The sequence below is a fragment of the Sulfitobacter sp. LC.270.F.C4 genome (genome assembly GCF_032922545.1).
In the GTDB taxonomy this organism is placed as follows: domain Bacteria; phylum Pseudomonadota; class Alphaproteobacteria; order Rhodobacterales; family Rhodobacteraceae; genus Sulfitobacter; species Sulfitobacter profundi.
The window spans coordinates 293,078-313,286 of sequence record NZ_CP136692.1 but is presented as its reverse complement, the minus strand read 5'-3'; the positions used below and the strand labels follow the sequence as shown (position 1 = coordinate 313,286).

Annotated in this window: 19 protein-coding genes; 7 read left to right on the top strand and 12 right to left on the bottom strand. The window is 62.5% G+C overall.

Annotated elements, in window-relative coordinates; translation table 11 throughout:
- Positions 1-69 precede the first annotated feature (69 nt).
- The 7 genes from R1T45_RS05340 to mutM form a co-directional block, all read right to left on the bottom strand.
- On the bottom strand, positions 70-690 hold the full coding sequence (locus tag R1T45_RS05340; protein WP_317390326.1) for a LysE family translocator: 621 nt from the start codon (positions 688-690) through the stop codon (positions 70-72).
- The gene (recF, locus tag R1T45_RS05335; RefSeq protein WP_317390325.1) at positions 687-1,784 is read right to left on the bottom strand and encodes a DNA replication/repair protein RecF; all 1,098 of its coding nucleotides are present in this window, start codon (positions 1,782-1,784) and stop codon (positions 687-689) included. Before recF ends, R1T45_RS05340 begins: the two co-directional genes overlap by 4 nt.
- A gap of 59 nt (positions 1,785-1,843) precedes the next feature.
- Positions 1,844-2,962 carry a DNA polymerase III subunit beta gene (dnaN, locus tag R1T45_RS05330; protein WP_067622958.1) on the bottom strand — a complete coding sequence of 373 codons (1,119 nt, stop codon included), beginning with the start codon at positions 2,960-2,962 and terminating at the stop codon, positions 1,844-1,846.
- Between the two features lie 163 nt (positions 2,963-3,125).
- Entirely contained in the window at positions 3,126-4,487 is a 1,362-nt protein-coding gene (gene dnaA / locus R1T45_RS05325) for a chromosomal replication initiator protein DnaA (RefSeq protein WP_067622961.1), read from the bottom strand.
- A 520-nt stretch (positions 4,488-5,007) separates the two neighbouring features.
- A complete protein-coding gene (rpsT, locus tag R1T45_RS05320) occupies positions 5,008-5,271 on the bottom strand; it encodes a 30S ribosomal protein S20 (protein WP_120352099.1) in 264 nt (87 codons plus the stop codon).
- 174 nt (positions 5,272-5,445) lie between these two features.
- The gene (locus R1T45_RS05315) at positions 5,446-6,222 is read right to left on the bottom strand and encodes an enoyl-CoA hydratase (RefSeq protein ID WP_067622966.1); all 777 of its coding nucleotides are present in this window, start codon (positions 6,220-6,222) and stop codon (positions 5,446-5,448) included.
- 64 nt (positions 6,223-6,286) lie between these two features.
- Entirely contained in the window at positions 6,287-7,138 is an 852-nt protein-coding gene (gene mutM / locus R1T45_RS05310; protein WP_120352098.1) for a bifunctional DNA-formamidopyrimidine glycosylase/DNA-(apurinic or apyrimidinic site) lyase, read from the bottom strand.
- 100 nt (positions 7,139-7,238) lie between these two features.
- Here mutM and ubiE point away from each other — a divergent pair, with 100 nt between their 5' ends.
- On the top strand, positions 7,239-7,991 hold the full coding sequence (ubiE, locus tag R1T45_RS05305; RefSeq protein WP_067622970.1) for a bifunctional demethylmenaquinone methyltransferase/2-methoxy-6-polyprenyl-1,4-benzoquinol methylase UbiE: 753 nt from the start codon (positions 7,239-7,241) through the stop codon (positions 7,989-7,991).
- On the top strand, positions 7,991-9,523 hold the full coding sequence (gene ubiB, locus R1T45_RS05300; protein ID WP_120352096.1) for a 2-polyprenylphenol 6-hydroxylase: 1,533 nt from the start codon (positions 7,991-7,993) through the stop codon (positions 9,521-9,523). The genes ubiE and ubiB overlap by 1 nt, the downstream gene beginning before the upstream one ends.
- A 29-nt stretch (positions 9,524-9,552) precedes the next feature.
- Here the strand turns inward: ubiB and R1T45_RS05295 are convergent, their stop codons facing one another.
- Positions 9,553-10,734, bottom strand: coding sequence for an acetyl-CoA C-acyltransferase family protein (locus R1T45_RS05295; protein ID WP_120352095.1), 1,182 nt, complete (start codon positions 10,732-10,734; stop codon positions 9,553-9,555).
- 115 nt (positions 10,735-10,849) lie between these two features.
- Between R1T45_RS05295 and R1T45_RS05290 the strand changes: the two genes are divergently transcribed.
- The 3 genes from R1T45_RS05290 (at position 10,850) to tdh (ending at position 13,735) form a co-directional block, all read left to right on the top strand.
- Positions 10,850-11,416, top strand: coding sequence for a helix-turn-helix domain-containing protein (locus R1T45_RS05290; protein WP_132443918.1), 567 nt, complete (start codon positions 10,850-10,852; stop codon positions 11,414-11,416).
- Positions 11,417-11,510: 94 nt separating this feature from the next.
- A complete protein-coding gene (locus R1T45_RS05285) occupies positions 11,511-12,698 on the top strand; it encodes a glycine C-acetyltransferase (protein ID WP_132443917.1) in 1,188 nt (395 codons plus the stop codon).
- The gene (gene tdh / locus R1T45_RS05280; RefSeq protein ID WP_317390324.1) at positions 12,695-13,735 is read left to right on the top strand and encodes an L-threonine 3-dehydrogenase; all 1,041 of its coding nucleotides are present in this window, start codon (positions 12,695-12,697) and stop codon (positions 13,733-13,735) included. The genes R1T45_RS05285 and tdh overlap by 4 nt, the downstream gene beginning before the upstream one ends.
- A gap of 5 nt (positions 13,736-13,740) precedes the next feature.
- Here the strand turns inward: tdh and R1T45_RS05275 are convergent, their stop codons facing one another.
- The 3 genes from R1T45_RS05275 to R1T45_RS05265 all read right to left on the bottom strand — a co-directional run bounded on the left by R1T45_RS05275 (position 13,741) and on the right by R1T45_RS05265 (position 17,429).
- Complete coding sequence (locus R1T45_RS05275; RefSeq protein ID WP_317390323.1) at positions 13,741-14,469, bottom strand: metallophosphoesterase family protein; 729 nt, start codon at positions 14,467-14,469, stop codon at positions 13,741-13,743.
- 132 nt (positions 14,470-14,601) lie between these two features.
- On the bottom strand, positions 14,602-16,197 hold the full coding sequence (gene serA / locus R1T45_RS05270) for a phosphoglycerate dehydrogenase (protein WP_317390322.1): 1,596 nt from the start codon (positions 16,195-16,197) through the stop codon (positions 14,602-14,604).
- Between the two features lie 68 nt (positions 16,198-16,265).
- Entirely contained in the window at positions 16,266-17,429 is a 1,164-nt protein-coding gene (locus tag R1T45_RS05265) for a phosphoserine transaminase (protein ID WP_317390321.1), read from the bottom strand.
- Between the two features lie 154 nt (positions 17,430-17,583).
- Here R1T45_RS05265 and serB point away from each other — a divergent pair, with 154 nt between their 5' ends.
- Entirely contained in the window at positions 17,584-18,459 is an 876-nt protein-coding gene (gene serB / locus R1T45_RS05260; protein ID WP_260010736.1) for a phosphoserine phosphatase SerB, read from the top strand.
- Positions 18,460-18,513: 54 nt separating this feature from the next.
- Here the strand turns inward: serB and R1T45_RS05255 are convergent, their stop codons facing one another.
- Positions 18,514-19,494, bottom strand: a complete 981-nt coding sequence (locus R1T45_RS05255) for an asparaginase (protein ID WP_317390320.1) — start codon at positions 19,492-19,494, stop codon at positions 18,514-18,516.
- Positions 19,495-19,680: 186 nt separating this feature from the next.
- Between R1T45_RS05255 and R1T45_RS05250 the strand changes: the two genes are divergently transcribed.
- The gene (locus tag R1T45_RS05250) at positions 19,681-20,205 is read left to right on the top strand and encodes an invasion associated locus B family protein (protein ID WP_082849572.1); all 525 of its coding nucleotides are present in this window, start codon (positions 19,681-19,683) and stop codon (positions 20,203-20,205) included.
- The last annotated feature ends 4 nt before the right edge of the window (positions 20,206-20,209 follow it).

The window sequence follows — 20,209 nt, the reverse complement described above, 5'->3', positions numbered from 1 at the left end:
CCCTTCTCGTTTGCCCGATTTATAGTGTTTTCGCCCGGCATTGTCACGCGAATGACACAAGATTTTGTGTCAGGCGAAGGGGATGATCAGCCCCACGAAAATGAGCATCCCGCCCGAGATCAGATTGATCCGCCGCAGGGTGCGCGGGGCGGTCAGAAAACCGCGCAGGCGGCCCACCAGCAGCGCGATCACAAGGTTGCCGATAAGCGGCACGATGACCGAGGCGGCGAGGATTAGCCCGATGTCGGGGCCGGTGACTTGGCGCAGATCAAAGAAGCCGGGCAGCACGCCCATGTAGAACAGGACCGCCTTGGGATTGCCGAGGATCGCCACCAGCCCCGCAACGAAACCCGACCACATCCCGGGGCGGGTGAGGCGGCTGTCGGTACTGATCTGCGTACCCGCCTGACGGATCAGGCCAATCCCCATGGCGATGAACACCAGCGCCGCAGTCCAGCGCAGCACCTCCATCACCGTGTCAAAGGCCGAGACGATCCATGTGATCCCCAGCACCGCCACCAGCGGCCAAAGCATGTCACCAATCGCCACGCCGAGCGCCAGCGGCCATGCCGCCTGAAACCCGCCCGAAAGGGCACGGGCCATCATTGCCAGCCAAACCGGGCCGGGGGTGAGGAACAGGATCAAGAGCGCGCCGCAGTAAAGCAGCAGATCGGCGGGGGTGAGGGTCACGGTTGCCGCTCCACCTGCGAAAGGCCGTCCTCTTCGGTGACCTCAACATATTGCGCCCGCGCGCCAAGGCTTTCGAACAGTTCAGGCCCGGTGCCGGTCATCCACGCCTGCGCGCCAAGCGCGGTGATCTCGTCGTAAAGCGCCGCGCGGCGGCTCGCGTCGAGATGGGCGGCGACCTCGTCCAGCAGCAGCAGCGGCGGCGCGCCGAAGTCGGCGGCGATGGCGCGGGCATTGGCAAGGATGAGCGAGACCAGCAGCGCCTTCTGCTCTCCGGTGGAGCAGTCCCGCGCGGCGATGCCCTTGGCGGCATAGGTGCCCTCCAGATCGGCGCGGTGCGGGCCGATGAGCGTGCGCCCGGCGGCAAGGTCGCGCATGCGGTTGTCCGAGAGCGCAGCGCGCAGGGCATCGGCGCTCTCGGGCATGTCGTTCAGCAGCGACAGCGTCGCGATGGGGAAAGCAGTCTGGGCCTCTGCCTGCGCCGCCTCAAGGGCTGCCAGCGCCTGTAGGCGGTTGGCGTGAATCTGCGCCCCGGTTTCAGCCATGCGGGTCTCAAGCGCTGTGTACCACGCAGGCTCGCGCACCATGTCCTTGAGCAGCCGGTTGCGCTCGCGCATGGCTTTCTCGTAGCTCAGTGACAGGTCCGCATGATCGGGCAGCATCGAAAGCGTCACCCGGTCTAGAAAGCGCCGCCGTCCCTCGGCGCCTTCGATCCAAAGCCGGTCCATGGCGGGGATCAGCCAGAGCACGCGGGCAATGCGACCAAGCGCCGTTTGTGCGGACGCCTTGCCGTCGATCTTGGTCTGCCGTGCAGCGCCCGCTTCGGACCAGATGTCGATCTCATGCAGCACCGTGGGGCCGTGCAGCAGCCCGGTCACCTTCCAGCCCAAAGCCTCGGGCCGCCGTGCCATATCTTGCGCGCTGGTGCGGCGCAGCCCGCGACCCGGCGACAGCAGCGAGATCGCTTCGATGACATTGGTCTTGCCCGCGCCATTGGGGCCATAGAGCGCGACGGGGCGCGCATCCACGTCGATCACCGCCCGGCGGTGCGAGCGGAAATGCGAGAGGCCGAGGTTGGAAAGATACAGTTGCGCCATTCAGACCCCGTTTTCTTTGAAAGAAAACGGCGCGGGAATTTCAAAAATTCCCGCCCAACTCACACGCGCATCGGCATGACGACGTAAACCGCCGAAGTGTCATTGCCTTCGCGCATCAGGGTCGGGTCGCCAGAGGAGTTGAACAGGAAGACGGCGTTCTCGCGGTCCACTTGGCTTGCGATCTCAAGCAGGTATTTGGCGTTGAAACCAATCTCCAGCCGCTCGTCGGCATAGGCCACGGCCAGCTCTTCTTCGGCGGCGCCGCTGTCAGGCGCGTTGACGGACAGCACCAGACGGTCTTCGTCCAGTTGCAGTTTTACGGCGCGCGAACGCTCGGAACTCACGGTCGCCACACGGTCCACCGCACGGGCGAAATCCGCGGCGTCGACTTCCATCTTGCGGGTGTTTCCCTGTGGGATCACGCGGGTGTAATCGGGGAAGGTGCCGTCGATGACCTTGGAGGTCAGGGTGATGGCGGGGGTGGCGAAACGGATCTTGGTCTCCGACACGGACACCGCGATTTCCATCTCGTCATCATCCAGCAGCTTGCGCAATTCGCCCACGGTTTTGCGCGGCACGATGACGCCGGGCATCTCAGCCGCACCCTCGGGCATCTCGGCGTCGATCCGGGCGAGGCGGTGACCATCGGTCGCCACGCAGCGCAGGGCCTTGCCGCCTTCGGCATCCGCGATATGCAGGTAAACACCGTTCAGGTAATAGCGCGTCTCTTCGGTGGAGATGGCAAATTTCGACTTGTCGAACAGGCGGCGCAGCACCGGGGCAGGGGCCGCGAAGTTCGAGGCATATTCCGAGGACGCCATCACGGGGAAGTCCTCACGCGGCAGGGTCGCCAGCGAGAAATTCGAGCGGCCCGCTTCGACAGTCAGGCGGCCAGCGGCGGTATCGGCGGTCAGGCTGATCAACGCGCCATCGGGCAGTTTGCGCACGATTTCATGCAGCAGCGTGGCCGAAACGGTGGTGGCGCCAGCGCGCTCAACCTGCGCGGCGACCTTGTCGACCACTTCGATATCCAGATCGGTGGCGCGGAAGGAAACATCGCTGCCCTCGGCCTCGATCAGCACGTTGGCGAGGATCGGAATGGTGTTGCGGCGCTCGACCACGGATTGGGCTTGCGAAACGGCCTTGAGCAGTGCCGCGCGTTCGATGCTGAATTTCATATGCCTTCTCCCATACCGATTGCCGGGAGAGGCAAACTACCCGGTTCCCACGCTTACACAAGAACTTTTGTGGCTTTGTTTAAGTGAATGCAAGAGGGGCGCAAGCTGCGCCCCCGATCGCTGTTTAACCGTGTCCTGAGGACAACCCCTCAGGCCGCTCAGCTTAGGATTCGAGCGCCCGGCGCAGCAGTTCCAGATCCTCGGCGATCTGCCCGTCCGAGACCTTGAGCTCTTCGATGCGGCGCACCCCGTGCATGACGGTGGTGTGGTCGCGCCCGCCAAAGCGGCGGCCGATTTCGGGCAGGGAGCGGCTGGTCATCTGCTTGCACAGATACATCGCCACCTGACGCGGGCGGGCATAGCTGCGCAGACGCTTGGGGCCGATCATGTCGCTCAGGCGGATGTTGTAGTGATCCGAGACCTTGCGCTGGATTTCCTCGACCGAGATCTTGCGCTCGGAGGCGCGCAGCACATCGGCCAGACAGTCCTGCGTCAGACCCATGTCGATCTCACGGCCCACGAGCGAGGCGAAGGCAAAGAGCCGGGTCAGCGCGCCTTCGAGAACACGCACGTTCGAGGTGATGCGATGCGCGAGGAATTCCAGCACGCCATCGGCCACTTCGAGGTCCGGATAGGTCTTGCGCTGCACTTCGACCTTGCTTTGCAGGATGCCGAGGCGGAGTTCATAGTCCGTCGGGTGCAGGTCAACGATCAGGCCGCATTGCAGACGCGATTTGACGCGGTCTTCGAGGTCTTTGATCTCCCCCGGTGCGCGGTCGGCAGAGATGATGATCTGTTTGTGCTGGTCCACAAGCGCGTTGAACGTGTGAAAGAACTCTTCTTGGGTGGAATCTTTGCCCGCGATGAACTGCACGTCATCGACCATCAGCACGTCGACCGAACGGAAGATCTCTTTGAAGTCCATCATCTTGCGGTCGCGCAGCGCCTGAACGAAACGGTACATGAACTGCTCAGCCGAGAGGTAGAGTACATTCATCTCAGGCTTACGCGCGTGCAATTCGCGCGCGATGGCGTGCATAAGGTGCGTTTTACCCAAACCAACGCCGCCATAAAGGAACAGCGGATTGAAGGTGACTGGGCCGCCTTCGGCGACGCGGCGGGCGGCGGCGTGGGCCAGTTCGTTGGGCTTGCCGACGACGAAATTGTCAAAGCTGAAGCGCGGGTCAAGCGGGGCGGTGCTCAGCTGGGTGTTGGCGGCGGGTTTCACGGCAGCCGTGGTCTGACGCGCAGCCGGGGCAGGCTTTTCGGCGGCAGGGCTGGGTTGCTGATTCAAGGCAAAGTTCAAACGGGTGGCATCGGTGCCCGCCGTGTTGATCTCATGCAGGATCAGATCCGAGAAGTTCTGGCTGACGTAGTTCCCAAAGAAATTTGTCGGCACTTTGAGTGTCACGATTCCGTCTTCAACAGCGCCGGGCACAAGCGGTTCAATCCAGGTGGTGTAGTTGTTCTGCCCCACCGTCTTTAGAAGCCGCTCTTTAATCTCGCCCCAGTGATCTAATGTCATCGTGCCTTACGTCCCGCTTTGCTTTTCGCACAGAGGCCGAGTGGATCCCGGCCCTCAATATTGTTTCACCCGGCAACAGGTCATCCACCCGGTCCCACGCGGATGACCGACCTGTGTCCTTCGGACTTTAAAAGAATGGCAAGCCCATAAGCCTGATGCGCCGTAAACCGGCGCAAGAGGCGCTGAACGAACCGTTCGTGTTCTCATCGACAGGGTAAACGTGCTGGCAGCAGCATTCACGACAGTGCGCGGGGCCGTTTTTACACGGTCACTTGCACCCCCCTGAACTTGGCATTCTGCCAGTCGGCTGACACCTTGTTCAGGGCCTGTCCCCCCAAGCGAAATGAATCGCTGGACCTTTGGTAGCAAGTGTTTCCGGTCCGCTTCAACATATCTTCCATCTTGACTCAGAGATTGCCTGAAAAGAATCTCTGGCGTGTTTTTTTCGCTGCACCCGCACGAAAAAAGGCGCCGCAATGCGGCGCCTCTTGTCTTTCAAAGGGTTGGCTGTGGAGCCGTATTAACCCAGTGCTTTGACCCGTGCGGACAGACGCGACATTTTGCGCGAAGCGGTGTTTTTGTGGAAAACGCCTTTGGTGACGCCGCGCATCAGCTCGGGCTGGGCGACTTTCAAAGCGGCGGTTGCGGCTTCTTTATCACCGGAGGTGATCGCCTCTTCGACTTTGCGCAGGTAGGTGCGGATGCGCGAACGACGGGCTTTATTGATCGCAAAACGTTTCTCGTTTTGACGTGCGCGCTTTGCGGATTGTGTTGTGTTTGCCATGAGTATCAGCCTTCGGGTTCATTTTGTTGCGTAGCAATGCGTGACGCCAACCCTACCGGAAATCCGGGCCCCAAAAGGGCAGGTGATTCTAGCCAGAGCGGGCTGCACGCGCATGTATTGGGGCTGCCTATAAGACAGCAGGCGCGGCAATGCAAGCCGCGCCCATAGAATCGCTTATTTGTCGCGGAACTGCGCTTCGCGCTTTTCAAGAAAGGCCGACATGCCTTCTTTCTGGTCTTCGGTGTTGAACAGCGAATGGAACATGCGGCGCTCGAACAAAAGGCCTTCGCTCAGCGGCACCTCATAGGCGCGGTTCACGCATTCCTTGACCACGGTGGCCGAGATCATGGATTTTTCGGCAATCTTGCCAGCGGCGGCCATGGCCTCTTCCATCAGCTTTTTGACTGGCACAACGCGGGACACGAGGCCCGAGCGTTCAGCTTCTTCGGCATCCATGAAACGGCCCGTCAGGTTCATGTCCATCGCTTTGGACTTGCCCACAAGGCGCGTCAGACGCTGGGTGCCGCCGATGCCTGCCACGACACCAAGGTTGATCTCAGGCTGGCCGAACTTGGCGCTTTCCGAACAGATGATGAAATCGCACATCATCGCCAATTCGCAGCCACCGCCCAAGGCATAGCCCGACACGGCTGCGATGATCGGCTTGCGCACGCGCAGGATTTGATCGGTCTCGGGCGTGAAGAGATCACCCATGAAGACGTCAACAAAGCTTTGATCGCGCATCATCGCGATGTCGGCCCCGGCAGCGAATGCCTTTTCCGACCCGGTGATGACGATGCAACGCACCTTGTCGTTTTCCTGTGCGCCTTTCAGCGCTTTGGCCAATTCACCCAGCAACGCGTCGTTGAGCGCGTTCAGCGCATCCGGGCGGTTGAGGGTGATCAGGGCCACATGGTTGTCCACGTCCACGGTGATCGTTTCGTAAGCCATCAAGAATGCTCTTTGTTGTTGCGCTCAGGGGAATGTGCATACCACGGCACCCCCATGTTTCAAGTTATCTTTGGCAGCGCGGACAATAGAAGGAAGACCGCCCGCTTTGTACGATGCGCCCGATGGTGCCGTCGCAGCCCGGTCGGCGGCAGGGTTGCCCCTCTCGCCCGTAGACATCGAAGCTGTGCTGGAAATAGCCCAGTTCGCCGTCCGCCTGCCGGAAGTCCTTGAGCGAGGATCCCCCCGCCGTGATGGCATCGGCCAGCACCTCGCGGATGATCGGCACCAGCCCGGCGATCCGCGTGGCCGAGATGCGCCCGGCCTTGCGGGCGGGGTGAATCCCTGCGCGGTAAAGTGCTTCGCAGACGTAGATATTTCCCAAACCCGCCACGATCCGCTGATCCAGCAGGGCGGATTTGATCGGTGTGTTGCGCCCTTTCAGCGCGGCCACCAGATGCGCTTCGTGAAAGTCATTGCCTAAGGGTTCCGGCCCGAGCGAGGCCAGCAGTTTATGCGTTTCGGCCCCCGCCGTGGGCATCAGATCCATCGCGCCAAAACGGCGCGGGTCGTTAAAGGTGATCCGCGCACCGTTACCCATATGCAACACGACGTGGTCATGTTTCTCTGGGGCGGGGTGGTTGTGCTGAAACTGTCCCAGCGGGTCACCCGAGACGAGCATCCGCCCGGACATGCCCAAATGCACCAACAGCGATTCCCCACCCTCCAGATCGGCGAGGATGTATTTCGACCGTCGTCGCAGCAGCCCGACTCGCTGCCCAGTCAGCCGCTCTGCCATCCGTTCGGGGAAGGGCCAGCGCAGATCGGGGCGGTTGACCTCGGCCCGGGCGATCACTTGCCCCTCCATCGCGGGGGCCAGCCCCCGGCGGACGGTTTCGACCTCTGGCAGTTCCGGCATCTCGGTTTCCCCTCTGGCTTGCCTGTGACAAAAGGCACGCATTGTCCCCAGCCTACGGCACCCTATAACAAGGGACTGAACCAGAGGATCGCAAGAGCAGATGACCCAGGACGCCGACAAAACCACCCATTTCGGGTTCGAGACCGTACCCGAGCATGAAAAAGCAGGTCGCGTGCAGGGTGTGTTCAACTCCGTCGCCAGTAAATACGACATCATGAACGATGTGATGAGCATGGGCATCCACCGCGTTTGGAAAGAAGCGATGATGGATTGGCTCGCCCCGCGCCCCGGTCAGAAGTTGCTGGATGTGGCGGGTGGCACGGGCGATGTGTCGTTCAAGTTTCTGGGCCGCGCGGGCCACGGACATGCGACGGTGCTCGACCTCACCGAGCCGATGTTGGTCGAAGGCCGCAAACGCGCCGAGGCCGACAGCCTGACCGGCAGCCTTGATTGGGTGGTGGGCGATGCCATGGCGCTGCCGTTTCCCGACAACACCTTTGATGTCTACACGATCAGCTTTGGCATCCGGAACGTGACCCGCCCCCAAGAGGCGCTGAACGAAGCGTACCGCGTGCTGCGCCCCGGTGGCCGCCTGATGGTGTTGGAGTTCAGCCAGTTGCCCAACCCGGCGATGCAAAAAGCCTATGACCTCTACAGTTTCAACGTGATCCCGCGCATGGGGCAAGCCATCGCGGGCGACCGCGACAGCTATCAGTATCTGGTCGAATCGATCCGCAATTTCCCCGATCAGGAAACGTTTCTGTCGATGGTACGCACGGCCGGTTTCGGGCAGGCCAAATACCGCAACCTGAGCATGGGCATCGCGGCGCTGCATTCGGGCTGGAAACTCTGATGCGCGGACCTCACAACATTTGGCGGCTGATCCGCACCGGCGCGACGTTGGAACGCGCGGGCGCGATGAATGTGGTGCTGGATGCTTTCGATGCTTCCCCGGCGCTGCGTTTCGTGGCCCGCGCGCTTGGCCTGCCGTTCAAATGGCTGGGCTACAAAGGCGACCCGACGATGCCGCCGGCCACCCGCGCGCTCACGGCGCTTGGCCCCGCCTACATCAAATTCGGTCAGGTACTCTCGACCCGGCCCGACGTGGTTGGGGATGATCTGGCTGTGCAACTGCGTGTCTTGCAAGACAAGCTGCCGCCTTTTGACACGGCGCTGGCCCGCAGGGCGGTCGAGCAGGAGTTGGGTGAGCCGGTCAGCGCGATTTTCTCTGAGTTCAGCGAACCCGTCGCTGCGGCCTCTATCGCGCAGGTCCACCATGCACGACTGGCCGAGACCGGCGAAGAGGTCGCCGTCAAAGTCCTGCGCCCCGGCATCGAAAAAGCCTTCCGCAAGGACATCGACGCTTTCTATCTTGCCGCCCGCATGGCCGAAATCTTCTCTCCCGGATCGCGCCGATTGCGCCCGATGGAGGTGATCGAGCATTTCGACGGCGTCGTGCGGGGGGAGTTGGACCTGCGGCTGGAAAGCTCTGCCGCGTCGGAGTTTGCCGCCAACACCAAAGATGACACCGGATTTCAACTGCCTGAGATCAAGTGGAATTATTCGGGCCGCCGCGTGATGACGCTGGGCTGGGCCGATGGTCTGCCGCTGGGCGACAACGCCGCGCTGGATGCGGCGGGTCACGACCGGGTAGCGCTGTCGGAACGGGTGCTGCAACTCTTTTTGCAACACGCCCTGCGCGACGGTTATTTCCACGCCGACATGCACCAAGGCAACCTCAAGGTCGCGGCCAATGGCGATATCATCGCCTATGACTTCGGCATCATGGGTCATATCGACAGCTATACCCGCCGCGTCTATGCCGAGATCCTCTATGGCTTTATCCGCCGCGATTACCTGCGCGTGGCCAAGGTGCATTTTGAGGCGGGTTACGTGCCTGCCGACAAGGATGTCGATGAATTCGCCCGCGCCCTGCGCGCGGTGGGCGAGCCGATTTTCGGCATGGATGCCACCCGCATCTCCATGGCGCGGCTGCTGACCTACCTCTTTGAAGTGACCGAGCGTTTCGGCATGGAAACCCGGACCGAGCTGATCTTGCTGCAACGCACGATGGTCGTGGTCGAGGGCGTGGCCCGCTCGCTCAACCCGCATATCAACATCTGGGAAGTCGCGAGCCCGATTGTGACCGATTACATCACCAAGTCGCTAGGGCCGCGCGCGATCGTTTCTGATCTGCGCGACACGGCGATGGTCATGGCCCGCTTTGGTCCGCGTTTGCCGGGGCTGGTCGAACAGGCGCTGAACCGTCAGGCCGAGGAGCAGCCAGAGCGCCGCCCGCGGTTCTGGCGCTACATCGCGGCGACTGCGGTGATGTCCGGCATTGCCGGCGCCACCACAATCGCCCTGATCGGCGCGCTGCTTTAGGGCAGGGGGCCGCGGAGGCCCCCCCGCATTCAGGCGATACGTTCGATGGCCATGGCGATGCCTTGCCCCCCGCCGATGCACATGGTGATCAACGCGCGCTTGCCGCCAATCCGCTCCAACTCATAAAGCGCCTTCACGGTGATGATCGCCCCGGTCGCGCCGACCGGGTGACCAAGGGCGATGGCCCCGCCGTTGGGGTTCACTTTTGCCGGGTCGAATCCCAACTCCTTGCTCACCGCCAGCGCTTGGCTGGCGAAGGCCTCGTTGCTTTCGATCACATCGAAATCATCGGCCTTCAGGCCGGTGCGCTCCAGCAGGCGGCGGACGGCGGGAACCGGGCCGATGCCCATGACTTCGGGGCGCACACCGGCATGGGCGTAGCCAAGGATGCGCGCACGGGGCGTGAGCCCGGCGGCCTCGGCTGCCCCGGCGCGGGCCAGCACCAGCGCCGCGGCACCGTCGTTGATACCGCTGGCATTGCCCGCTGTGACGCGCCCGTCCTTCTGGAATACGGGGCGCAGCCCGGCCAGCGCCTCGGCCGTGGTGGCCTTGGGGTGTTCATCGGTGTCAAAGGGCACCATGTCGCGCTTGACCTTTACGTCGACCGGCACGATCTGATCCTTGAAATGCCCCGCCGCGATGGCCGCCGCTGCGCGTTCTTGGCTTTGCAGGGCAAAGGCGTCCATCTCCTCGCGGGTGATGGTATGTTCATCCGCGACATTCTCGGCCGTGACCCCCATGTGGCCGGTGCCGAAGGGGCAGTTCAGCGTGCCCAAAAGCATGTCGAGGCTGCGAACATCGCCCATTTTCTGGCCCCAGCGGGCATCGGGCAGAATGTAAGGTGCGCGCGACATGCTCTCGGCTCCGCCAGCAAGGGCGAAATCCGCATCGCCCAGCATCAGGCTTTGGGTCGCCGAGACCAGCGCCTGCACGCCCGAACCGCACAGGCGGTTCACGTTCATCGCGGGCACTTCATCCGGCACGCCCGCATCGCGCGCGGCGACGCGGCTGAGGTACATGTCGCGCGGCTCGGTGTTGATGACGGTGCCAAAAACCACATGGCCGATCTGGTCAGGGCTGACGCCCGCACGCTCCATCGCCGCTGCCGCGACGGTGCTGCCAAGCTTGGTGGGTGGGGTGCCGGCAAGGCTGCCGCCGAAAGTGCCGATGGCGCTGCGCGCACCGCTCAGGATGACGATATCGTCTGACATGAAACTCTCCTTTGGTCGTTGCCAGCACTATGGGCCGGGGGCGGGGCAAAGTCAGTGGAAACGTCCCGTCAAAGCGCGGCTTGACAGGGGCGGGGCGCCGCGCGACATATCCGTCATGACGGACAACACAGACAAGATCCTGACACAGCTGCCCGCCCGCTTGAAAGCGGCGCGACAGGGGCAGGGGCTTTCGCTTGATGCGGTGGCCAAGCTTTCGGGCGTGTCGCGCTCCATGGTGAGCCAGATTGAGCGCGGCGAATCGAGCCCTACGATCGCCACGCTGTGGAACCTTACGCGCGCCTTGCAGGTGGATTTCGCCGGGCTTTTGGATGGTGCGCCGACAGAGGCTCAGATCGAAGTGCTGCGCAGCGCCGCCGTGCCGACGATCAGCAACCTTGGGTCAGGCTGCCGGATCCGCATCTTGTCCCCGCCCGAAGAGGCCGGGCATCACGAGGTTTACGAACTGCTCATCGCCGAAGGTGGCATGCTCGACAGTGCGCCGCATACCCGCGGCGCGCGCGAGCATCTGAGCGTTTTCGAGGGGGCAGTCGAAGTGACCAGCGGTGTGGGGACAGAGCAGTTGCAGGCCGGAGACACGGCCCGCTATGCCGCCGACGTGCCCCATGCGATCCGCGCGACCGCTGGGCCGGTGCGTGCCTTTTTGGTGGTGCAAGACGCCTGATCTCCGGTATATCGGAATAAATCCGCCATTTCGGAAATCCTCTATTTCGGAACGGCCTCCGTTATGGTAGATGCTCCCTGAAAAGGATAGCCTCATGACCCAAGCATTTCTATCCCATGTCACCGACACCCTAGCCGAGATCGACGCCGAGGGCATGATGAAGCGCGAGCGGCTCATCACCACCCCGCAGGGCGGTGAGATCGCGGTGGGTGACCGCGAGGTCATCAACCTCTGCGCCAACAACTATCTCGGCCTCGCCGATCATCCCGAGTTGATCGCCACCGCCAAAGAGGCGATGGACGAGAAAGGATTCGGCATGGCCTCGGTCCGCTTTATCTGCGGCACGCAGGACATCCACCGCGAGTTGGAGCAGAAGCTGGCGGGCTTTCTCGGGCATGACGATTCGATCCTCTTCGCCGCCTGTTTCGACGCCAACGGCGGGCTGTTCGAGCCGCTGCTGGGGCCGGAGGACGCGGTGATTTCAGACGCGCTGAACCATGCCTCGATCATCGACGGCATTCGTCTGTGCAAGGCGAAACGCTACCGCTATGCCAACAGCGACATGGCGGATCTTGAGGCCAAGCTGAAGCAGGCCCGCGAGGATGGCGCGCGGTTCATCATGATCGCGACCGACGGGGTCTTCTCCATGGACGGCTATCTGGCGAACCTGCCCGAGATCACCGCACTGGCCGAGAAATATGAGGCGCTGGTGATGGTCGATGACTGCCATTCCACCGGCTTCATGGGGCCGAAGGGTGCAGGCACGCCCGCGCATCACGGGGTCAAGGTCGACATCGTGACCGGCACGCTGGGCAAGGCGCTTGGTGGGGCCATCGGCGGCTATATCGCAGGGCCGCAGCCGGTGATCGACCTACTGCGCCAGCGCGCGCGGCCCTATCTGTTTTCCAACTCCCTGCCGTCGTCGATCGTGCGCGCCGGCATCCGGGCGCTGGAACTGGTCGAAGACGGCGATGATCTGCGTGCACGCCTTTTCGAGAATACGAAATACTGGCGCGCGGGGCTGGAGAAGTTGGGCTTTGACCTGCTGCCCGGTGAGCACCCCATCGTGCCCGTCATGCTGGGCGAGGCGCAGTTGGCGCAGGACATGGCCGCACGGCTTTTCGAGGAGGGGGTCTATGTCTCGGGCTTCTTCTTCCCGGTGGTGCCGCGCGGTCAGGCGCGCATCCGCACGCAGATGAACGCGGCACTGACCCGCGAGCAACTTGACCGCGCGTTGACGGCATTCGAAGTCGCGGGCAAAGCCTGTGGGGTGATCGAATGACCACGAATGAAATGAAAGCGCTGGCCAAGCTGCACCCCCGCGAGGGGCTGTGGATGACCCATGCGCCAGTGCCCGAGATCGGCCCCGAGGACGTGCTGATCAAGATCAACAAGACCGGCATCTGTGGCACCGATATCCACATCTGGAACTGGGACGATTGGGCTGCCGGGACGGTGCCGGTGGGGCTGATCACGGGCCATGAGTTCGCGGGCGAGATCGTCGAGTTGGGCCGCAACGTCGAAGGGCTTGAGATCGGGCAGCGCTGTTCGGGCGAGGGGCATCTGATCGGCAAACAGTCACGCCAAAGCCGTGCGGGGAAGTTCCACCTTGATCCCGCGACGCGGGGCATCGGGGTAAACGAACAGGGGGCCTTTGCGCAATATCTGCGGCTGCCCGCCTTTAACGTGGTGCCGCTGCCGGATGAGATTTCAGACGACATCGGCGCGATCCTCGATCCTTTGGGCAATGCGGTGCACACCGCGCTGAGTTTCGATCTGGTGGGTGAGGATGTGTTGATCACTGGCGCGGGGCCCATCGGCATCATGGCGGCGGCGGTGGCGCGGCATGTCGGCGCGCGGCATGTGGTGGTCACGGATGTGAACCCCGACAGGCTGGCGCTGGCGGAAAAGGTCGCCGATGTGGTGACAGTGAACGTGGCCGAAGAGGATTTGGCCGACGTGATCCCCCGGCTGAAGATGAAACAGGGCTTTGACGTGGGCCTTGAAATGTCGGGCAACCAGCAGGCGCTGGATCAGATGGTTGAGGCCATGACCATGGGCGGGCGCATCGCCATGCTGGGCATCCCGCCGGGGAAATCGCCGGTGGATTGGAGCCGTATCGTTTTCAAGGCGATCACCATCAAAGGCGTCTATGGCCGCGAGATTTTCGAGACCTGGTACAAGATGATCGCCATGTTGGAGAACGGGCTCGATGTCTCTGCGATCATCACCCATCGCTTCGAGGTCGATGATTTCGAGCAGGGCTTTGCCGCGATGAAATCGGGCCAGTCGGGCAAGGTGGTGCTCGATTGGAGCTAAGCCACTTAGGGGCGCAGACGGTTGCGCCCCTGCTGGGTCAGCACCCAAACCTCATCCCCCTCGAACACCGCCGCACAAAGCGGTTTGCCGTAGCCCGCGCCGGTGTCGAGGTTCACCCGGTTGCCGTAATGCATGGCGCTGTCCACCGGCGTGTGGCCGTGGACGACCAGCTTGGGATGGGGCGCGGTGTATTCGTGAAACTCCTTGCGGATCCACAGCAGATCATCCTCGCGCTGCGCGTCCAGCGGCACTTCGGGGCGGATGCCCGCATGGGCAAAGAACAGGTCGGGTGTCTGATGCGACAGGGCGAGGGTTTTCAGGAAGTCCACATGCGCCTGCGGCACCGCTTCGCGGGCTTTCTCGTGTACCTCTGACATCCGGTCGCGCCCGCTGACCGAAACCCCGTAGGATCCGAGCGTCGTATCCCCGCCCAAACGCGGGTTCAGCCAGTTAAGTTCAACGAGCAAGAGTGGATCATGGCGGGGGAAATCCTCCATGAACCAGCGGAACATGCGGTCATGATTGCCCATGAGGAAGGTCCAGCTGCGCCCCTCGGCCTTGCCCTGCGCCAGCCGTTCGATCACCGCTTTGCTGTCGGGGCCACGGTCGGTGTAATCGCCAAGGAAGACGATGCGCGCGTCCGGCCCGCCGTCTTCTTCGATCAAGGTTAACACGCGCTCAAGCTCGGCGGCGTAACCGTGGATGTCTCCGATGGCGTAGATGGGGTTGGGCATATTCGTTCCTATCCTTCTGCACCCCCTCGTGATGCCGCAAAGCCACCGCGAAGGAAAGGCTCAGTCAAAGGATGCGCCCGAAAGCAAAAGCGCCCCGCGAGGGGGCGCTTTAAGTTTGTGCAGGGGGAGGTCTCAGGCCACGTCGAATTGCAGCGGCTTGATCTGCCGGAACATGCCGGTGTCGCGCAGCTTGCCGATCACGGTTTCTGGCACCTGATCGTCGACATAGAGCAGGGCAATCGCCTCGCCCTTGGCGGTGTGGCGGCCCAAGGTGAAGTTGGCGATGTTCACGCCGTTTTCGCCCATGGTCTGGCCCAAGGTGCCGATAATGCCCGGCACGTCTTCGTTGGTTGTGTAGAGCATGTGCTCCCCGATCTCGGCGTCGATGGTGATGCCTTTGATCTGAATAAAGCGCGGCTTGCCGTCCGAGAACACGGTGCCCGCGATGGAGCGCTCGCGCTTTTCGGTCACCACGGTCACTTTGACATAGCCGTCGAAGACGCCGGATTTGTCTTGGTTGGTGGTGCTGATCTGAATGCCCTTTTCGCGGGCGACCACGGGGGCGGAAACCATGTTCACATCCGGGTTGGCGCGTTTCATGATGCCCGCCACGACGCCGCAGTTCAGTGCCTTGAGGTTCATCTGTGCGACGGAGCCGTCATAAAGGATGTTGATCGCCTTGATCGGCTCGTCGGTCATCTGGCCGATGAACGCGCCGAGGTGACCGGCCAGTTTGACCCATGGGCCCATGACCTTGGCTTCTTCGGCGGTGACCGATGGCATGTTCAGCGCGTTGGTCACGGCGCCGGTCAGCAGGTAGTCCGACATCTGCTCGGCCACTTGCAGGGCCACGTTTTCCTGCGCTTCGGTGGTCGCGGCACCAAGGTGCGGCGTGCAGACCACGTTGGGCAGGTTGAACAGCGGGTTCTCCTTGGCTGGTTCCTCGGCGAAGACATCGAAACCCGCGCCCGCCACATGGCCGGATTTCAGCAGGTCGGCGAGTGCTTCTTCGTCAACCAGACCGCCGCGGGCACAGTTGATGATACGCACGCCGGGCTTGGTCTTTCCAAGGTTCTCGCGGCTGAGGATATTCGCCGTCTGCTCGGTGAAGGGAACATGGAGGGTGATGAAATCGGCGCGAGTCAGCAGCTCGTCCAACTCGACCTTTTCGACACCCATCTTCTCGGCCTTTTCCTCGCCCAAGAAGGGGTCATAGGCCACGACTTTCATCTTGAGGCCCCGCGCGCGGTCGCAAACGATGCCGCCGATGTTGCCCGCGCCGATGACACCCAGCGTCTTGCCGGTGAGCTCGACGCCCATGAACTTAGACTTTTCCCATTTGCCCGCGTGGGTAGAGGCCGACGCTTCGGGGATTTGACGTGCCACGGCGAACATCATCGCGATGGCATGTTCAGCAGTGGTGATCATGTTGCCGAAGGGCGTGTTCATCACGATCACACCCTGTTTCGACGCGGCTTCTTTGTCGATGTTGTCGGTGCCGATGCCCGCGCGGCCGACCACTTTGAGGTTCGGCGCATTGGCGAGGATCTTTTCCGTCACCTTGGTGGCGGAGCGGATCGCGAGGCCGTCATAGTTGCCGATAACTTCGGCCAGTTTGTCTTTGTCCTTGCCCAGATCGGGCTGGAAATCAACGTCGATGCCACGGTCGCGAAAGATTTGAACGGCGGCTTCCGACAGGCTGTCGGAGATGAGTACTTTGGGAGCCATTTTTGTGGTCCTTTTCAAAAATATGGGGGCAGGGGCGGCGCGTGGGATCACGCGCCCGCCGGAATGCTTTAGGCGTTGATTTCGGCTTCAAAGGCCCATTCGAGCCACGGCAGCATCGCTTCGATATCAGCCGTTTCAACCGTGCCGCCGCACCAGATACGCAGGCCCGGAGGGGCATCGCGGTAGGCGCCAATGTCGAGCGCTGCGCCTTCGGCTTCCAACCGCTTGGCCACGGCCTTGGCAAAGGCTGCACCGTCCTGAATGCGGTCATCGGTGAACTTGAGGCAGACCGAGGTGTTGGACCGTGTCGCCGGATCGGTGGCGAGGAAGTCGATCCAGTCATGCGCCTCCACGAATTCGGCGATGGCCACCGTATTGGCATCGGCCCGTGCGATCAGCCCCTTGAGGCCGCCCACGGATTTCGCCCAATCAAGCGCCAGCAGGTAATCTTCGACGCAGAGCATCGACGGCGTGTTGATCGTCTCACCCTTAAAGATGCCCTCGTTCAGCTTGCCGCCTTTGGTCAGGCGGAAGATTTTCGGCAGGGGCCATGCGGGGGTGTAGCTTTCCAGCCGCTCAACTGCGCGAGGGCTGAGGATCAGCATGCCATGCGCCGCTTCGCCGCCCAGCACCTTCTGCCAAGAGAAGGTCGTCACATCCAGCTTGTCCCAGGGCAGGTCCATCGCGAAGGCCGCCGAGGTGGCATCGCAGAGCGTCAGACCCGCGCGGTCCGCAGGGATCGCGTCGCCGTTCGCCATGCGCACGCCGGAGGTGGTGCCGTTCCATGTGAAGCAGACGTCGTTGTCATAGTTCAGCGCGGCCATGTCGACGATCTCGCCGTATTCGGCGGTGTGAACCTGCGCTTCGATTTTCAGCTGCTTGACGACATCGGTAACCCAGCCTGCGCCGAAGGACTCCCATGCCACCATCTCAGCCGGGCGTTCGCCCAAGAGCGACCACATGGCCATCTCGAATGCGCCGGTGTCAGACGCGGGCACGATGCCGATGCGGTAATCCGCAGGCACGCCGAGCACTTCGCGGGTGGTTTCGATCGCCTCTAGCAGCTTAGCCTTGCCGGGAGCGGCACGGTGGCTGCGGCCCAGCGGTGCGTCCGCGAGCTTGGTCAGGTCGAATGTGGGGATTTTGGCGCAGGGGCCGGAAGAGAAACGCGGATTTGCCGGTACGGCAACAGGTTTCGTGTCCGGGCGCGATGCCGGTTGTGTAATAGCCATTTATGCTACCCTCTCAGATAATCGCCCTTCGTTGGGGAAGGGTGTCCCACTTGTCGGCATACGCGGGGAGGCCGGGCTGGCGCAAGTCGCAAAATGGCGCTAGGACGCCGGTCATGTCGCTTTGCGCGGCGCGAATGATGCGGATCGGAAACTTATGTTCACGGCAATCTTGTTGACCTCCCCCTCCAACCCCTCCCTCGATGCGGCGCTGGTCGAAAGCCTGCGCAACGCTTGGGGCGGGGGCGACGCGCTTTGGCTGGCCCCGGATGAGGCGGCGGAGTTCTCGCTGGCCCAGACGCCGGAAAACCGTTGGGATGTTTGGGAAAGCTGCCAGTCCATGGGCGTCGATCTGGTGATCGTGCCCAGCGAAGGCCGCCGCAAGAAGATGCTGCTGGCCGATATGGACAGCACGATGATCCAGCAGGAATGCATCGACGAATTGGCCGAAGAAGCAGGCGTTGGCGCGCATGTGAAAGAGATCACCGCCCGCGCCATGAACGGTGAGTTGGACTTCGACGGCGCGCTGCGCGAACGTGTCGGTCTGTTGAAAGGGCTGGAGGCCGCTGTCATCGACAAGGTTTTGGCCGAGCGGATCACCCTGATGCCCGGCGGCGGTGCCTTGGTGGGCACGATGAAGGCCAACGGCGGCTATGCCGCATTGGTTTCGGGCGGGTTCACTGCCTTCACTGCCAAAGTGGCCGAGATGCTGGGCTTTGATGAGAACCGCGCCAATACGCTGCTGGTCGATGGGGCCGCGCTGACCGGCGATGTGGGCCTGCCGATCTTGGGGCGCGAGGCCAAAGTCGCCGCGCTGGAAGAGATCACCGCGAAGCTGGGGATTACTGAGGATCAGGTCATCGCCGTGGGCGACGGGGCCAATGATCTGGGCATGTTGGGGCGGGCTGGCATGGGCGTAGCGCTGCACGCAAAGCCATCTGTCGCTGCGGAATGTGACATCCGCATCAATTTTGGCGATTTGACCGCGCTGCTGTTCGTACAGGGCTATGCGCGCACCGAATTCGCAGGCTGAGACTGCCCGCATGGCACTGCCGCTTCGTCAGAGCAAAGTGGCAGTGCGATAGTCTTACAGCAGTTCCGCCGCTGGTTTCAGCATCCCGGTTTCTAGCCCACGCCAGTTGGTGATCGGCGTGTTCATCCGCTTGATCGCCGCCGGGTGACTGGCGTCCAGCGCCCCCAATTTGACCAACAGCGCGGTGATCGCGCATTCGGCGGCGCGGGTGGTGCCGCAGGCGGCTTTGAGCGCGATGCCCAACTTGCGCTCGGGCCAGATCGCGATGAAGAAGCCTTCGGCCCCAGTTTTCAGTGCTACCTTGCCGTCCATCGCCCGCATCAGTTCCGTGCAGGCACGGCCTTCGCCGGCGACCAGTTCGGGGTGCAGGCGCATGGCTTGGTGCAGGCGCGCCTCGGCAGAGCCTTCGGGAGCGGCGGCGAAATGGGCCATCGCGCGGGCCATGCCGTGCAGGGTGCAGGCCGGGTTGGGGGCCGAACAGCCGTCGATGCCATAGCCGGGCGAGGTTTCTTGGGTGACCGTTTCAAACGCTTCAAGGCAGGCTTTTTGCACCGCGTGATCGGGCTTTTCGTAATCCGCCCCCCCGCCGAGGTGCTTGTTCAGCGTGAGGAATCCCGCGTGTTTGCCTGAGCAGTTGTTGTGGATCTGGCAGGGTTTCTCATGCGCGCGGATCAGCCCCTCCATCGCGTCGCGGTCATTGGGTTCTTGCGCGCCGCAGCGGAAGTCGTCGTCACTCAGCCCCAGCGTGTCGAGCCATACGCCCACCCGGTCGGTGTGGATGGCGGCACCTTGGTGCGAGGCACAGGCGAGGGCCAGCTGTTCGGTGCTCAGTCCCGCTTTGTCGGCCGCGCCGGAATTGATCAGCGGCAGCGCTTGGATCATCTTGGAAGACGAACGCGGCAGGATCACCTTTTCCGGATCGCCCCATGCTTCGACGATCTGGCCGCTCGCATCGCAGATCACGGCATGACCGGAATGAACGCTTTCCAGAAAGGGTCCGCGCCAGATTTCCGCAAATGGGGCTGCTTTGGTCATGAGGTTCATCCTGTTTCTGGGCGAAATCCTGCCAATCAGGGTTTCGTCGGTCGCGCGTTTGCCGTTATTGTGGTTGGTGTCGAACAGATAGCAGACACCCGCAAGAGAGCAACCCGCCCAAGGTTGCCCGGACGGGGTCTGTGGACGTGTTGAGGTCAAGGACGGCTGGAGGCTGGACAGATGGGAATGATGAAGACATGTGGTCTTGCACTTGGGGCGCTCGCCCTTGTGGCAAGCGGCGCTGTGGCGCAGGAGCAGAGCACCAACCGGGTGGCTGCCAAGACCGACTGGAGCGTCTTTGTAGAAGATAACCCGACAGAATGCTGGGGCGTTTCAACGCCCAAGGAAGTCGTCAACACGCGCGATGGGCGTGTGGTGGCGGTGAACCGGGGTCAGACATTGCTGATGGTATTCTACCGCCCCTCGGCTGAGGCCAAGGGTCAGGTCGCCTTCACCGGCGGGTATCCTTTTGCCTCGGGATCGACGGTCAATATGAACATTTCCGGCAATGAGTTCGAGCTGTTCACCGAAGGCGAGTGGGCCTGGCCGGCAACCACGGCGGATGATGCTAAGATCATCGCGGCAATGAAGCGCGGCGCGGATGCGACGCTGACAGCGCGGTCCTCGCGCGGGACGCAGACCAAGGACACATTCTCGCTGCTGGGCTTTACCGCGGCGGTCGAAGATGCGGCGAAGCGCTGCGGCGGTTGATAAC

Coding starts and splice junctions, on each gene's coding strand:
- recF (WP_317390325.1), bottom strand. CDS start 1,784: ATGGCGCAACTGTATCTTTCCAACCTCGGCCTCTCGCATTTCCGCTCG.
- dnaN (WP_067622958.1), bottom strand. CDS start 2,962: ATGAAATTCAGCATCGAACGCGCGGCACTGCTCAAGGCCGTTTCGCAA.
- dnaA (WP_067622961.1), bottom strand. CDS start 4,487: ATGACATTAGATCACTGGGGCGAGATTAAAGAGCGGCTTCTAAAGACG.
- rpsT (WP_120352099.1), bottom strand. CDS start 5,271: ATGGCAAACACAACACAATCCGCAAAGCGCGCACGTCAAAACGAGAAA.
- R1T45_RS05315 (WP_067622966.1), bottom strand. CDS start 6,222: ATGGCTTACGAAACGATCACCGTGGACGTGGACAACCATGTGGCCCTG.
- mutM (WP_120352098.1), bottom strand. CDS start 7,138: ATGCCGGAACTGCCAGAGGTCGAAACCGTCCGCCGGGGGCTGGCCCCC.
- ubiE (WP_067622970.1), top strand. CDS start 7,239: ATGACCCAGGACGCCGACAAAACCACCCATTTCGGGTTCGAGACCGTA.
- ubiB (WP_120352096.1), top strand. CDS start 7,991: ATGCGCGGACCTCACAACATTTGGCGGCTGATCCGCACCGGCGCGACG.
- R1T45_RS05295 (WP_120352095.1), bottom strand. CDS start 10,734: ATGTCAGACGATATCGTCATCCTGAGCGGTGCGCGCAGCGCCATCGGC.
- R1T45_RS05290 (WP_132443918.1), top strand. CDS start 10,850: ATGACGGACAACACAGACAAGATCCTGACACAGCTGCCCGCCCGCTTG.
- R1T45_RS05285 (WP_132443917.1), top strand. CDS start 11,511: ATGACCCAAGCATTTCTATCCCATGTCACCGACACCCTAGCCGAGATC.
- tdh (WP_317390324.1), top strand. CDS start 12,695: ATGACCACGAATGAAATGAAAGCGCTGGCCAAGCTGCACCCCCGCGAG.
- R1T45_RS05275 (WP_317390323.1), bottom strand. CDS start 14,469: ATGCCCAACCCCATCTACGCCATCGGAGACATCCACGGTTACGCCGCC.
- serA (WP_317390322.1), bottom strand. CDS start 16,197: ATGGCTCCCAAAGTACTCATCTCCGACAGCCTGTCGGAAGCCGCCGTT.
- R1T45_RS05265 (WP_317390321.1), bottom strand. CDS start 17,429: ATGGCTATTACACAACCGGCATCGCGCCCGGACACGAAACCTGTTGCC.
- serB (WP_260010736.1), top strand. CDS start 17,584: ATGTTCACGGCAATCTTGTTGACCTCCCCCTCCAACCCCTCCCTCGAT.
- R1T45_RS05255 (WP_317390320.1), bottom strand. CDS start 19,494: ATGACCAAAGCAGCCCCATTTGCGGAAATCTGGCGCGGACCCTTTCTG.
- R1T45_RS05250 (WP_082849572.1), top strand. CDS start 19,681: ATGATGAAGACATGTGGTCTTGCACTTGGGGCGCTCGCCCTTGTGGCA.